The sequence below is a fragment of the Kribbella pratensis genome, assembly GCF_004365355.1.
Lineage (GTDB): Bacteria > Actinomycetota > Actinomycetes > Propionibacteriales > Kribbellaceae > Kribbella.
In genome coordinates, this window is the sequence record NZ_SODP01000005.1 from 525,378 (window position 1) to 539,142 (window position 13,765).

Consider the following 13,765-nt stretch of genomic DNA (forward strand, 5'->3'; position numbering starts at 1 on the left):
TTTCTTCCAGTGGGCCGCTCAGGCCGGCCGGACCGTCCCGCAGCAGCCGCCGGCTGCGAGGGCCTGCGCCGCGGGTGGCGCCTTGACGGCTGCCTCTACGTCGGCCAGCATCCGCTCGCGTTGGGCGGGGGAGATGACCCGGCCGCGGGTGACCACGGTGTGGATCTTGCGGCTGTTGCGGATGTCGGTCAGTGGGTCGGCGTCCAGCACCACGAGGTCGGCGATCTTCCGCGGTTCGACCGAGCCCAGGTCTCGTGACAGTCCCAGGAACTTGGCCGGTTCGACGGTCGCGGCGTACAGCGCCTGGCGCGGCGTGGCTCCGGCACCCACCAGGTGCTCGAGCTCGTCGTGCAGTGCGAAGCCCGGCACGGAGTACGGCGTACCCGTGTCGGTGCCGGCCAGGATCGGTACGTCGTGCGCGAAGAGTTCCCGGACGAACCGCTGCCGCCACGCCCACATCTGCTTCTGGTGGGAGATCTCCTCGGCGGTCCGGTTGGCGGCGTACAGGTTCTGGATGACGTAGTCGTAGGTGCCGATCGAGTCCTCGCTCAGGTACTTCTTGAGGTTGGGATCGAGTTGCGTGTAGTCGATCTGGTCGAGCACGTTGTGCATGGTCAGCGTCGGCGTGACCCGGGTGCGGTTGCGCCGCAGCGTGCCGAACACGTCGGCGGCGCGGGCTGGGCTGTAGGTGTTCGCGGCGATCCACTCGATCGCGTGCATCTGACGGAACCAGGAGTTGTAGTCGCCGGTCTCCACGCTGATCGCCCGTACCATCCGCCGTACCTCGGCCTCCCGCGTGGAGACGTTCAGGCCGAGCGAGTGGATGTGCTCGATGCTGCGCTGGCCGAGGTTGCTGACCTCCTTCGAGGTGAGCTCGTCCGGCCCGTGGCCGTGCACGGTCAGCCCCTGCTTGCGGGCCTCGTCGATGACTGCGGCGTACGACTCCTTGTTCAGGCGTGAGTACACCTTGATGAAGTCGGCGCCGCCGGCCTTGCTCTGCTGTACGGCGGCGCGGGCCTCGGCGGCGTCACCGACGACCAGGACGTGGAGCAGGTTCGGATCCCAGAGTGTCGGGTCGCCGTCGATGATCGGGCTGGCCACGACCATCCGCGGTCCGAGCAGCGTCCCGGCCTCGATCCGGTCCCGCCAGTCGTAGACGATCGGATCCGGAGCGGCCATCTCACGGACCAAGGTCAGACCGTTCGCGAGGTACAACGGCGGTGAGACGTGCTCGTCACCGAGGCTGTGGACGTGCATGTCGGCGAGCCCGGGGATCACATACTTGCCGCTGAGGTCGATCTCGACGGCGCCCCGAGGCACCGGGATCCGGCCGACCCCGACGATGCGCTCGCCGCTGATCAGGACGGTCTGGTTGCGATCGCGACGACCGGTGGCGACATCGATGACGGTGACGTTGGTGAGCGCGGTGATCTTCGGCGGCTTCACCAGCGCGGAGGCCGTGCTGGTGGTGAAGGTCCCACCAGCGAGGACGGCGGCCCCGACGGCTCCGGCGGCGGTGTGAGCGAGGAACTGACGGCGAGAACTGTTCATACCCCTCACTATTGTCTGCGCGCTCCCGGTGGTCAGGGGTCGCAAGCCGCCGGTCCCCGGTAGGTTTTTGTCCACCCCGGCACGTACTCTTGGTGGCTGTTATGCGTACTTACGAGGTCCGCACTTACGGGTGCCAGATGAATGTCCACGACTCCGAGCGGCTGCGCGGGCTGCTGGAGGATGCGGGCTATGTCCGCGCGCCCGAGGGCGACGAGGCCGACGTGGTCGTCTTCAACACCTGCGCGGTGCGGGAGAACGCCGACAACAAGCTGTACGGGAATCTCGGTCACCTGGCGCCGGTGAAGGCCCGTAAGCCCGGGATGCAGATCGCCGTCGGCGGGTGCCTGGCGCAGAAGGACAAGGCGTCGATCACCAAGAAGGCCCCGTGGGTCGACGTCGTGTTCGGCACCCACAACATCGGCTCGCTGCCGGTGCTGCTGGAGCGGGCGCGGGTCGCCGAGGAGTCCCAGGTCGAGATCCTGGAGTCGCTCGACGTCTTCCCGTCGACCTTGCCGACGCGGCGCGAATCGGCGTACTCCGCCTGGGTCTCGGTCAGCGTGGGCTGCAACAACACCTGCACGTTCTGCATCGTCCCGTCGCTGCGCGGCCGCGAGAAGGACCGCCGCCCCGGTGACGTGCTCGCCGAGGTCGAGGCGCTGGTCGCCGAGGGCGTGCTCGAGGTGACGCTGCTCGGGCAGAACGTGAACTCGTACGGCGTGGAGTTCGGCGACCGGTTCGCGTTCGGCAAACTGCTGCGTGCCTGTGGGGAGATCGACGGGCTGGAGCGCGTGCGGTTCACGTCGCCGCACCCGCGGGACTTCACCGCGGACGTGATCGAGGCGATGGCCGAGACGCCGAACGTGATGCCCTCGCTACACATGCCGCTGCAGTCGGGTTCGGACACCGTGCTGAAGGCGATGCGGCGTTCTTATCGCCGGGACCGGTACTTGAAGATCATCGAAGACGTGCGGGCCGCGATGCCGGATGCGGCGATCACGACCGACATCATCGTCGGGTTCCCGGGGGAGACCGAAGAGGACTTCCAGGGCACGCTCGACGTGGTCCGGCAGGCCCGGTTCGCGGGTGCGTTCACCTTCCAGTACTCGAAGCGTCCCGGGACGCCGGCCGAGTCGATGGAGGATCAGGTCCCGCGCGACGTCGTCCAGGATCGATACGAGCGGCTCGTCGCGCTGCAGGACGAAATGGCTTGGGACGAGAACAAGAAGATGGTCGGCCGGACCGTCGAGGTGCTCGTCGCCGAGGGGGAGGGGCGCAAGGACGCCACCACTCACCGGCTCAGCGGTCGCGCCCGCGACAACCGACTCGTCCACTTCGCGTTGCCGACCGAGGTCGAGACGCCCCGACCGGGCGATGTGGTCACGGTCGAGGTCACGTACGCCGCGCCCCATCACCTGAACGCGGACGTGTTCGGCGCCGTACGCCGCACTCGCGCCGGCGACGCCTGGGAGCGAGCACAGGATGCCCCGGCCGGCTCGGCTGCTGCGCCCGGCGTGATGCTCGGCATGCCGACCGTCGGCGCCAAGCTCTTGGAGCCTGCGACGAACGGCTGCCAGGTCGGATGACGCAAACCCCCGCCCCGCAGGACCCATCGGTCCCCACCCTTTCCTCGCTCCTTCCGGCTGGCGCCGAGCCGTTCGCGTTCGGCCGGGACGCGGATGTGTACCACGTAGACGACCAATGGGTGCTGCGGCGCTACCGCGACGGGCACCCGGTTCGCGATGAAGCCGACTTCATGCGGCACGTCGCGAAGTACGGGTACCCGGTCCCCGCCGTCCGCGAGATCGAGGGCGCGGACATGATCGTCCAGCGCCTCGACGGTCTGACGCTCGGCGACGCGGCGATCGCCGGCGACCTCAGCGCGACCGAGATCGGGACGATCCACGCCGACCTCCACCGCCGGTTGCAGGCAATCCCGGTCCCGAGCGGTACGCCGGGCCTCGTCGTCGTCCACGGCGACCTGCACCCGCTCAACGTGATGGCCACCGCCGCCGGCCCGGTCGTCATCGACTGGCGCAACGCCCGCGAGGGGCTCGCCGAGTTCGACGTGGCACTGACCGCCATCATCTTCGCCCAGGTCGTCTTCGACCCGGCATACGCCGAACTCGCCGACCTCCTCCGCGAGGCCCTGGGCGTCTACCTAGCCGCCTCCATCGACCCCACCCCCGGCCTACCCGGCGCTTTGGAATACCGCAGCAACAACCCGACCCTCACCCCCGAGGAGCTCGCCCTCCTCCCCGCCCAGGAAAAGCTGATCCGGTCGTATCTGCGCTAACGACAGGAGGTAGTCGCCTCCGAGGCGCCGCGGCAGCCTGGTGCACGCTGACCGATCGTTGCCCGGGGCACTACCTCCTGTCGTTAGACGTCAGGCGTTGAGGAATTGGGATGGTTTGAGGGCTCGGGTGACGATGCGGAGTTCGCCGATGTTGCCGGCGAAGCCCTGGTCGACGGTGTTGGCGTAGTGGCCGGCGGCGATCAGCCACGGCTTGCCGGCGGTTGCGAGGCCGTTGGACGGGGTCGCAGGGTTGCGCAGCAGCTCCGAGGAGTCGACGTACACGATGCTGTGGCGGCCGTCGTTCACGATCGCCAGGTGGAACCAGCGCCCGGCCACCTGCTCGTGACCCCAGTTCGTGAACGTGTCGTTCTTGTCGAACGGGTACACCGCCCACTGCACCTGCCGCCCGCCCGAGAACCCGAGCTTCGCCGCCGGCTCATCCGGGTCGCTGCCCGTCTTGCCCGCGTCGCGTCCGGTGCCGAGCCGGGTGAACAGTCCCTCCCACGAGTGATCCTGCCCGTCGTCGGCCAGCTTCACGAACGCCTCGATCGTGTACCCGCCCTTGAACGTCATCGCGTTGAGCGGCGCGTCGTCGACGGTCTGCAGGTACCCGCCGCGGGCAGGGTTCTTGTTGCCCGGGAACAGCCAGCTCGCGTGGCCGGGCTGATCCGGGTGGAACTCGCTGCTCGCGGTTGGTACGTCGCTCGACAGCTGCTTGCGGACGAGGTGGTTGCCCTTACCTGACTGGTCGATCACCTGATCCGTGACCGGTCCGTCGAAGCGCCAGTACGCCGCCGTACCGGGAATCAGCAGCTGCGACGCCGGCCGCGCCGGCCGGACCGGAACCGGTGCGAATCTGGCGAACCGTTGCTCGAAGTCGATCGGGATGCTGAAGCGGTTGACGTCATCGGTCAGCTCGATCTCGAGCTCTTCGAGTTCGTTGCGCTTGGCCGGGTCCTGGCCCATGATCCACGGCGAGATCGTCTCGACGTCGATCGTGTTCCGGGCCAGGTCGAAGTGGTACAGCCGCACCATGCCCGATCCGCCGTAGAACCGGTCCTGGTAGTTGGTGATGTGCAGGTGCACGTCGTTGCCCGCCGCGTTCTTCCGCGTGACCCGGCCGGGCGGCCAGTAGTGCCCGTTCATCGTGATGAAGATCTGGTCGTTGCCGTCGATCAGCTGGTCCCAGACACGGTTGCCCTGGTCGCTGAAGTAGGCCGTCGGATCGCCCGCGTCGGCGTACACGATCTCGTGCGTGGTCAGGATGACCGGCAGCTTCGGGTGCTTGGCGATCACGTCGCGGGCCCATGCAAAGCTCGCGTCGGACGGGCGCCAGTCCATTGCCAGCAGCAACCATTGCCGCCCGCCCGCGCGGAACACGTGGTACGAGTTGTACCCGTTCGCCGTCGATCCGCCGTACGTCGGCATCCAGCGGAACCGCCGCGGGCTGAACGTGTCGAGGTACGGCGACGGGCCGCGGGTGTCGTCCTTCGACCCGTCGATGTCGTGGTTGCCGGCCAGCACGGAGTACGGGAAGCGGGCGCGGTCGAGGATCTTGAAGACCGGGTCGGCCTGCGCGAACTCCATCGCCAGCGCGTTCTCGGTGACGTCACCGAGGTGCGCCATGAACACGATGTTCTCGTCGGTGCGATTGTCGATCAGCCAGTTGAACGTTGCCGTGAGCGGCGCGGGGTCCCCCCGGTCCTGGTCGAACTGGTACTGCGTGTCCGGCACGATCGCGAGCGTGAACCGTGGGTGCTCGGTGTCGGTCCGCCCGGCCGTCCTGCCGCCGCTCACCGCAGTTGCGCTCGCGCCCGTCGCGTCAGCAATGGTCGCTGCGGCGTTGCCCGTGCTCAGGGCGCCTGAGGTGAAGACCGCACCCGCGCCGAGCGCGCCCGCCTGCAACAGCTTCCGCCGGCTCGTCCCGTCGTACCGCTCGTTCATCGCCCCACGCTCCCAAGCTCGCTGACACCGCAGCGAACACTAGAGCCCGGGGCGTCCAGGAACGGTGAACTCAGGCGAAACCCTGGGCGATCACCGCAGGAAGCCCACGCCCGTCGGCCACCGCAGCCAGCACGCGCGCCTCGTGCGGCACCAGCGGCTCAGGCAACTTGTCCAGCGAGTACCACTCCAGCCCCGCGGCCTTCTCCGGCTCCATCAACCGCGGCTCGCCCGTCCACTTCGACGCCATGAAGAAGAAGTCCACCCGCTCATCGATCGGATCCCCGTTCCCACCCGTCCGATGCATCGCCGTCACCGGCACCAGATCCGCCGGATCGACGTCCAGCCCCACCTCTTCCTTCAACTCCCGCACCGCCGCCGCGATCGCCGACTCACCCTGCTCCACATGCCCCGCCGGCACCGCCCAATACCCATCCATGTAGCCGGTATTGGCCCGCAGCAACAACAACACCTCGTCCCCTCGCCGCACCACCACATACGCCGCCGGCACCACCCGAAACCGATCCATGCAAGCACCCTAAACACCCCTACCGACACGGGGCCTGAAGGTCAGCCGGCTGTGACGGTTTTACTCATCACGCAGTGGTTCTTGCCCTTGGGGCGCAGGTAGGTGAAGCCGGCGTGTTCGAAGAGGGAGCGGGTGCCGTTGTAGAGGAAGGAGGCGGTGATCTTCTTGCCGTCGGTGTCCTGGGGGTAGGCCTCGACGACTCCGCCGCCGGCCTGGGCGATGAGGTCGAGGGCGCCGCGGAGGGCGACGGCTGAGACGCCTTGGCGGCGGTAGTTGCGGTCGGTGAAGAAGCAGGTGAGGCGGTAGTCCGGCGGGCGGTCCATGCCGGCCTCGTACTCCTTGCGGTGGTTGATGTTCGGCAGTTCGACCGGCGGGCCGTACTCGAGCCAACACACCGCGAGCTCACCGTCGAACACGAGCGCCGCATGCGCACGCCCCTCCATCACGAGCCGATGCTTGAGCTCGCGGTTGCTGTCGGCCTCGAACGTCTTCTCTTCGTGCATGGTGTGGAAGTACGTGCACCAGCACCCACCCCACACCCCGTTATGGCGTTCCGCCAACGCCGCGAACGCATCCCATGTCTCGGGCCCGAGCGCCCGGACCGTCAACTGCTCGACGTCCACCTTGACCATGACCTGAGCGTACGACCCTATCCGGACGATCTACGTCCGGAAGTCAGATCACATACGTCGCGCCGGGTACGGCGTGCTCGACCGGACCCTCGAACCGGGTCGCCGCCCGCGCCGCTGCCTCCGCGGGAGCGATCGACCGGCCTACGTGCGTGACGATCAGACGGCCGGCTCCCGCCGCGGTCTCGCCTGCTTGTTCGGGCGTGTGGTGTCCGTCTTCGGTGCCGTCCGCCTCACACAGCAGTACGTCGCACCCGTCCGCCAGCTCGCTGAGTGCGGTGCACGGCGCGCTGTCGCCGGAGTACACGAGCGATCGCCCCGCACTCTCCATGCGTACGGCGAACGCCGGCATCCCGTGCTCGACGGCACGCGTAGTGAGCTGGACCGCGCCGATCGTTGCCTCGTGCCCGTCGTACAACTCGGTGATCGCGAAAGCGGACTCGATCGGACTACGCGTCGGGCCGTTGGTGAGAAAGCCGGCCAGCCGGTCCGCGATCCCTGGCGGGCCGTAGAGGGGAATCGGCGCGCGCAAGGTGATGTCGGCGTACAGCGCTCCGTAGTACGCCGTCAGCAGGTCGGCACTGTGATCGGCATGGAGATGCGAAATCCAGATCGCGTCCAGCTCGTCGAGTCGCGCGTGACGCTGAAGGGGGCCGAGCGTCCCCGTGCCCGCATCCATCCAGATCCGCGTCCGGCCCGCGGTCACCAGGTACCCGGAGCACGGGTTCCCCACCGCCGGGTACGGCGTCGCACAGCCGAGCACCGTCAACACCAGAGAGCCCATCCGAGGATCCTAAGCAGCCAGCAGGGCCGGAACGATCGAGCGGTAGGCATGGCGAAGGGCCGCAAGCTGGGTGCTTGCGGCCCTTACGGGGGGATCAGGCGGACTGGTTCGGCTTGTCCGGGATGTCGTCGTTCTGGCCGTCCAGGTTGTCCAACCCGTCCTTGGCCTTCTCGACGCCGGTGTCGATCTTGTCGCCGTACTTGCCGCCCGTCTTCTCGTCGACGAAGTCACCGGCCTTGTCCAGACCTTCACCGACCTTGTCGCCGTGCTCGTTGACCAGGTCAGTGGCCTTGTCCTTCAGGTCCTCGGCCTTGCCCTTGAACTTGTCGAAGATGCCCATCTCGGGGGCTCCCATTCCTGCGTAGTTGAGTGCTTACAGACAGCTAGCGGTGATCTTCGCACCTGCAACACCCGAACTGTGGGACCTCCGCGAGCGCCATGCTGACGCGCGTCGGACGGCTCAGACGCCGTCGCCCGACGGCTCCGACTCTACGTCGCCGCCGCTGTCTTCACTCTCGTCACCGGTGGATTCGACATCGCCACCGCTGAACTCGACGTCGCCGCCGCTCTTCTGCGCCTCGACATCGCCGCCGCTGCGCTTCGCGGCCGCCAGGTCGTCGACTTCTTCCCCCAGGCCGAGCGCGTCCTTGGCCGCGTCCGACTCTTCCTCGAACCCATTCGTCACGTGCGTTCCTCCCGTAGAAATGTTTCCAGCTCCAGGTGTTCTTACCGAACACGCAGGGTCATCCACAAGACCGGTCTGCACCTCTTGGCGAACTCTTGGAGTGACGGCCGGGGCGGTGGGGCGGCGAAGGCACCAGCACTGCGAGACTGGACCGATGTCCGATCCACTCGTCGTCGCGGTCGTCGGCCCCACCGCGGCCGGGAAGTCCGACCTGGCCGTCGCGCTGTCCAAGCACCTGGACGGCGAGGTGGTGAACGCGGACGCCATGCAGGTGTACCGCGGCATGGACATCGGTACGGCGAAGATCAGTCCGACGGAACGCGCCGGCGTACCGCACCATCTGCTCGACATCCTCGACGTCACCGAGACCGCGACCGTGGCCGAGTTCCAGCAACTGGCCCGCACGGCCATCGACGATTGCATCGACCGGCAGCGCACCCCGGTCCTCGCCGGCGGATCCGCGCTCTACGTCCGCGCGATCCTCGACGACTTCGTCTTCCCCGGCACCGACCCCGTCGTCCGCGCCCGGCTCGAGGCCGAGCTCGAAGCGCACGGCTCCGGCGCGCTGCACAGCAGGCTCCGGGCGGTCGACCCGAAGGCCGCCGAGCAGATCCTGCCGAGCAACGGCCGGCGGATCGTCCGCGCGCTCGAGGTCGTCGAGATCACCGGCGGCCCGTACGTCGCCACCCTGCCCGAACACCGCTACGTGTATCCGGGCGCCGTCCAGCTCGGTCTCGACGTACCGCGGCCCGAACTGGACGCACGGATCGACCTGCGGGTGGACCGGATGTTCGACGCGGGGTTCGTCGCCGAGGTGCGAGGACTGCTGGACAAGGGTTTGATTGAGGGGAAGACAGCCAACCGCGCACTCGGGTACTCGCAGGTGATCGCGTTGCTGAACGGTGAGATCGACGAGACGCAGGCCCGGGAGCGGACCGCCCAGGCCACGCGCCGGTTCGCGCGCCGGCAGGACTCGTGGTTCCGTAAGGACCAACGCATCACTTGGCTCCCGTACGACGCCCCCGACCTGGTGGAGAAGGCAATTCAAGTGTTAGCCCAAGGCAACCGCAGGGGGACCGGCGGCGTAGTCGGGGTGGAATCGAATGCGAGGGGGTGACCGTGAGGCCGAGTTCCGTGAGTACCTGCTCGCGGACCGCACGAGGCTGATGAGGACGGCGTTGCTGCTCACCGCGGGTGACGTGCACACCGCCGAAGATCTGGTCCAGACCGCCTGCACGCGGGTTTACGTGCACTGGCACCGGATCAAGCACGAAGGCGCGGGTCCGTATGCACACCGCATCCTGGTCAACGCCTTCCTGGACGAGCGCCGCCGCGCCGGCCGCCACCCCGAGGTGGTGACCGCGGAGACGCTCGAGCCGCGCCTGACCGACGTACCTGATCAGACCGACACCCTCGCCATCCGGGACGCGTTGCTGGATCTCGCGCCGCGGCAGCGGGCGGTGCTGGTACTGCGGTACTTCCAGGATCTCGATGTCGCGACCTGTGCACGGATCCTGGAGTGCACCGAGGGCACGGTGAAGAGCCAGACGGCGAAGGCGCTGAAGCGGTTGAAGGACCTGATGTCGGAAGAGACGGATCGTACGACGGGGAGTGGCTGAAACACCGATGGACGACGTGAAGAGGCTGTTGGAGGGCTTCGCGGACCGCGCGGCCGAGGCGCTGCCGGATGCTGACATCGAAGCCGATGTCACTCGCGGCCGCCGCGCGCTGCGCCGGGTCAAGCGCCGGCGTCGCGTCGCCGGTGTGCTGTGCGTCGCCGCCGTGTCGGCCCTCGCGCTCGCGATCGGCAACCAGGTGAAGTGGTGGGGGAACAGCAGCGAGGTCGCCGGCGGCACGAGCGAGCCGGAAAAGACGGCCGCGCCCCGCAGGACCGCGCCCGCGGCCAAGCCGTCGAGTGGCGAGACGATGTCGATGTTCGGAGCGTCCGTCGTCCAGCTGGTCGCCAACAAGCAGCCGTGGAACACGATCGACTGCACGCTGATGCCGAAGGGCTGGACCGCGGAGACCCCGGTCGCCGCCAACCGCGTCGTGCTCTCCCAGCCGAAGACGCGTACTGCGGACTCGGCCGCCAAGGTGGTCCTGCAAGCCGCACCCCAGGCCCGCAGCCTGTCGGCGGTCCGCGTCGCCGACGGCAATGGCAAGACCTTCCACATCGGCACCCTCGACGGTCGCCTGACCGGGCAGGTGAAGCTGACCGACCAGTGGCTGCTGGTCGAGCTCCCGACCGGCACAGTCGAGTGGCCGGACGACGTGCTGCGGCGCTTCATGGACTCGTGCACCGTGAACTAGTACTGGCGCGAAGCCCGTCGGTGGGATAGCAAAGGGGATGTCCCTGTCGCCGACGCCCCGCGGGAGTACTGGTGAAGAAGCTGGTCGCATCGCTGTCTGCAGGTGCCCTTGTTCTGGCTGGTCTGAGTACGAGCGCCGCCGCGAAACCCCTCAGCTCACAGAGTCCGCCGGTGAAGACCCCGACCGCGATCGGCTACGGGGGAGCGGTGTCCTCCGTCGACGCGGACGCGACGGCCGCCGGTCTCGGCGTACTGCGTCGCGGCGGCAACGCGGTCGACGCAGCCGTCGCAACCGCGGCCGCCCTTGGCGTGACCGAGCCGTACTCCGCGGGCATCGGCGGTGGTGGGTACTTCGTCTACTACAGCGCCAAGAACCACAAGGTCTACACGATCGACGGCCGCGAAACCGCGCCCGCGGCGATGCCGTCGGACGCGTTCATCGACCCGGCGACCGGCAAGCCGTACAACTTCACGCCCGAGCTCGTCACGTCCGGGGTGTCCGTCGGTGTCCCCGGCACGCTGGCGACCTGGGACTCGGCCCTGCGTCAGTGGGGTTCGCTCTCGCTGGGCAAGGCGCTGACCCCGGCCGCCGAGCTGGCCGACCGCGGCTTCGTGGTGGACAGCACGTTCAACCTGCAGACGCAGGAGAACAAGGCCCGGTTCTCGGCGATCGTGCCGACCGCCAAGCTGTTCCTGCCCGGCGGTGACGCGCCGAAGGTCGGCACGGTGTTCAGGAACCCGGAGCTCGCCGACACCTACCGGATGCTCGGTAAAGAAGGCCTTTCGACGTTCTACGGCGGCGCTCTCGGCGCGGAGATGACCGCGGTGGTCAAGAACCCGCCGAAGACCGCGACGACCACTCTGCCGGTGATGCCGGGCTACATGACCACCGCCGACCTCAAGAAGTACAAGCCGCTGGACCGCGTCCCGACAAAGGTCCGCTACGACGGCCTGAACGTCTACGGAATGGCTCCGTCCTCGTCCGGCGGCACCACGGTCGGCGAGGCGCTCAACATCCTGCAGCCGAAGCATCTCAAGCAACTGAGCACCCCGGACTACCTGCACAACTACCTCGAGGCATCCGCGCTGGCGTTCGCGGACAGGGCGGCGTACGTCGGTGATCCCGCGTTCGTGGACGTGCCGACGAAGGAGCTCACCTCCCGTGGGTTCGGTGCCGAGCGGTCCTGCCAGATCAACCCGGCCAAGGCAGCTGTGAAGCCGGTGCCGGCTGGATCGCCCGACGGAAAGTACCACCACTGCGCGAAGGGTGCGGCGACGACGCAGCGGCCGGACACCGAGGGCAAGTCGACGACGCATCTGGTCACGGCCGACAAGTGGGGCAACGTCGTCTCGTACACGTTGACCATCGAGCAGACCGGTGGCAGCGGCATCACCGTTCCGGGCCGTGGGTTCATTCTGAACAACGAGCTGACCGACTTCTCCGCGGTCTACGACCCCGCCGACCCGAACCGGATCCAGCCGGGCAAGCGGCCGCGGTCGTCGATCTCGCCGACGATCGTGCTGCGCGGCGACAAGCCGTTGCTCGCGCTCGGTTCGCCGGGCGGCTCGACCATCATCACGACCGTCCTGCAGACGCTGACGAACCGGCTCGACCGTGGCATGACGCTGCCCGAGGCGATTGCGGCACCGCGGGCGTCCCAGCGCAACACCGCGTCCGTGACCGCGGAACAGTCGTTCATCGACAAGTACGGCGCTGCGCTGGCGACGTACGGACACACCTTCACGCCTGCCGGCGCTCCCGGATCCTCGGCGGCCGAGATCGGTGCGCTCGAAGGACTGGAGTTCCTGCCCGGCGGCGCGATCCTCGCCGCCGCGGAACCCACGCGGCGCGGCGGCGGTTCTGCCGGGGTCGTATGGCCTAGATAGTGCCTAGAGAGTGCCGAGATAGTGCCTAGATTGTGCTGAGGATCGCGGCGACCAGGGCGACTCGTTCGCCCAGGCTCGCCGCGATCACCTGCTCGTGGACGGCGTGGGCGCCCTTGCCTACCGGCCCCAGGCCGTCCAGGGTCGGAACGCCCAGCCACCCGGTCAGATTGGTGTCGGCCGCGCCGGACGCGGCCGCACCACCGATCTCCTGACCAACAGATCGCCCGGCCTCGATCACCTTTGCCAGTAGCTTGTCGGTGGCGGGCGACGGCTGCCAGGCCGGGCGATTCGACATCACCCGGACGTTCAGTTGAGCCTCTGCGCGCACCGGCTGCAGTTCGGCAACTGCCTTGAGCACGGCCTGTTCTGTCGACGGATCGACAAAGCGGAACCCGATGTCGGCCGAGGCAAATCCCGGCACGACGTTTGTCCGCCCGCCACCCGTAATGGTGCCGACGTTGCACAACACCTCGTCGTACTGCGCGACGATGCTTCGTACTGCGATCAGCTGGTCGACCAGCTCGTCGATCGCGGAGATCCCGCTGTCCGGATCGAGCGCGGCGTGCGCCTCGCGGCCGGTGATCTCGATGCGCACCCGCGTGCTGCCCCAGCGCGAGGTCTTCAGGTCGCCGTTCGGATGGGGCGGTTCGAGTCCGAACGCCGCATACACGCCGGCTGACTCCGCGGTCACGAGCTCCCGTGCGGAAGGCGAACCGATCTCCTCGTCCGCGACCACCACGACGCGCACCGGCCGACGGTCGTGCACTTGCTCCAGGGCGGTCTCGAGGATGACGAGTCCGCCTTTCATGTCGAAGACGCCTGGTCCGTGGATCACGCCGTCCGCCTCCCGCCAGGGCATCGCGTCCGCCAGTTGCCCGATCGGCCAGACGGTGTCGTGGTGGCCGAGGAAGAGCAGGGGAGCCTCGTCGGCCTGCGGCCCGCGACCGGGGAAGTCCGCGACCAGGTGATCGCCGGTCGGCGCCGGCACGCGGCGGACGGTCGCGCCGAGTTCGGCGTACCGCTCGGCGAGGCGGTCGGCGAAGGCGTTCAGCGCGGCCGCGTCACCGGTCGGGGTCTCTGCGCCGACGTACTCCTGGAGTCGCTCGATGATCATGGATAGTCAACGTATCATCATCTGATCATCGATTGACTCGCTT

At 68.2% G+C, this 13,765-nt stretch carries 14 protein-coding genes; 6 read left to right on the forward strand and 8 right to left on the reverse strand.

Going from position 1 to position 13,765, the window contains the following annotated elements; translation table 11 throughout:
* Nucleotides 1-18: 18 nt before the first annotated feature.
* Nucleotides 19-1,551, reverse strand: coding sequence for an amidohydrolase family protein (locus EV653_RS40635; RefSeq protein WP_134111645.1), 1,533 nt, complete (start codon nt 1,549-1,551; stop codon nt 19-21).
* Between the two features lie 101 nt (nt 1,552-1,652).
* Here EV653_RS40635 and miaB point away from each other — a divergent pair, with 101 nt between their 5' ends.
* Complete coding sequence (miaB, locus tag EV653_RS40640; RefSeq protein WP_134111646.1) at nt 1,653-3,134, forward strand: tRNA (N6-isopentenyl adenosine(37)-C2)-methylthiotransferase MiaB; 1,482 nt, start codon at nt 1,653-1,655, stop codon at nt 3,132-3,134.
* Nucleotides 3,131-3,844, forward strand: coding sequence for a phosphotransferase (locus EV653_RS40645; RefSeq protein ID WP_134111647.1), 714 nt, complete (start codon nt 3,131-3,133; stop codon nt 3,842-3,844). Before miaB ends, EV653_RS40645 begins: the two co-directional genes overlap by 4 nt.
* 90 nt (nt 3,845-3,934) lie before the next feature.
* Here the strand turns inward: EV653_RS40645 and EV653_RS40650 are convergent, their stop codons facing one another.
* The 6 genes from EV653_RS40650 to EV653_RS40675 form a co-directional block, all read right to left on the reverse strand.
* Nucleotides 3,935-5,788 (reverse strand): LamG-like jellyroll fold domain-containing protein, encoded by a 1,854-nt coding sequence (locus tag EV653_RS40650; protein WP_134111648.1) that lies wholly within the window; start codon nt 5,786-5,788, stop codon nt 3,935-3,937.
* Nucleotides 5,789-5,858: 70 nt separating this feature from the next.
* Nucleotides 5,859-6,314 carry an NUDIX hydrolase gene (locus tag EV653_RS40655; protein ID WP_134111649.1) on the reverse strand — a complete coding sequence of 152 codons (456 nt, stop codon included), beginning with the start codon at nt 6,312-6,314 and terminating at the stop codon, nt 5,859-5,861.
* Nucleotides 6,315-6,355: 41 nt separating this feature from the next.
* Entirely contained in the window at nt 6,356-6,946 is a 591-nt protein-coding gene (locus tag EV653_RS40660) for a GNAT family N-acetyltransferase (RefSeq protein WP_134111650.1), read from the reverse strand.
* 43 nt (nt 6,947-6,989) lie between these two features.
* A complete protein-coding gene (locus EV653_RS40665; RefSeq protein ID WP_134111651.1) occupies nt 6,990-7,727 on the reverse strand; it encodes an MBL fold metallo-hydrolase in 738 nt (245 codons plus the stop codon).
* Between the two features lie 94 nt (nt 7,728-7,821).
* Nucleotides 7,822-8,067: an antitoxin gene (locus EV653_RS40670; RefSeq protein WP_134111652.1), complete on the reverse strand. Its 246-nt coding sequence runs from the start codon at nt 8,065-8,067 to the stop codon at nt 7,822-7,824.
* 120 nt (nt 8,068-8,187) lie between these two features.
* Nucleotides 8,188-8,412, reverse strand: a complete 225-nt coding sequence (locus EV653_RS40675; RefSeq protein WP_134111653.1) for a hypothetical protein — start codon at nt 8,410-8,412, stop codon at nt 8,188-8,190.
* A 154-nt stretch (nt 8,413-8,566) separates the two neighbouring features.
* Here EV653_RS40675 and miaA point away from each other — a divergent pair, with 154 nt between their 5' ends.
* The 4 genes from miaA to ggt all read left to right on the forward strand — a co-directional run bounded on the left by miaA (nt 8,567) and on the right by ggt (nt 12,608).
* Nucleotides 8,567-9,529, forward strand: a complete 963-nt coding sequence (gene miaA / locus EV653_RS40680; RefSeq protein WP_134111654.1) for a tRNA (adenosine(37)-N6)-dimethylallyltransferase MiaA — start codon at nt 8,567-8,569, stop codon at nt 9,527-9,529.
* Entirely contained in the window at nt 9,516-10,031 is a 516-nt protein-coding gene (locus EV653_RS40685) for a SigE family RNA polymerase sigma factor (RefSeq protein ID WP_134111655.1), read from the forward strand. Before miaA ends, EV653_RS40685 begins: the two co-directional genes overlap by 14 nt.
* Before the next feature lie 7 nt (nt 10,032-10,038).
* Nucleotides 10,039-10,722 carry a hypothetical protein gene (locus EV653_RS40690; RefSeq protein WP_134111656.1) on the forward strand — a complete coding sequence of 228 codons (684 nt, stop codon included), beginning with the start codon at nt 10,039-10,041 and terminating at the stop codon, nt 10,720-10,722.
* A 170-nt stretch (nt 10,723-10,892) separates the two neighbouring features.
* On the forward strand, nt 10,893-12,608 hold the full coding sequence (gene ggt / locus EV653_RS40695; protein WP_238160772.1) for a gamma-glutamyltransferase: 1,716 nt from the start codon (nt 10,893-10,895) through the stop codon (nt 12,606-12,608).
* A 25-nt stretch (nt 12,609-12,633) separates the two neighbouring features.
* Here the strand turns inward: ggt and EV653_RS40700 are convergent, their stop codons facing one another.
* The gene (locus EV653_RS40700; protein ID WP_134111658.1) at nt 12,634-13,722 is read right to left on the reverse strand and encodes a M20/M25/M40 family metallo-hydrolase; all 1,089 of its coding nucleotides are present in this window, start codon (nt 13,720-13,722) and stop codon (nt 12,634-12,636) included.
* Between the last annotated feature and the right edge of the window lie 43 nt (nt 13,723-13,765).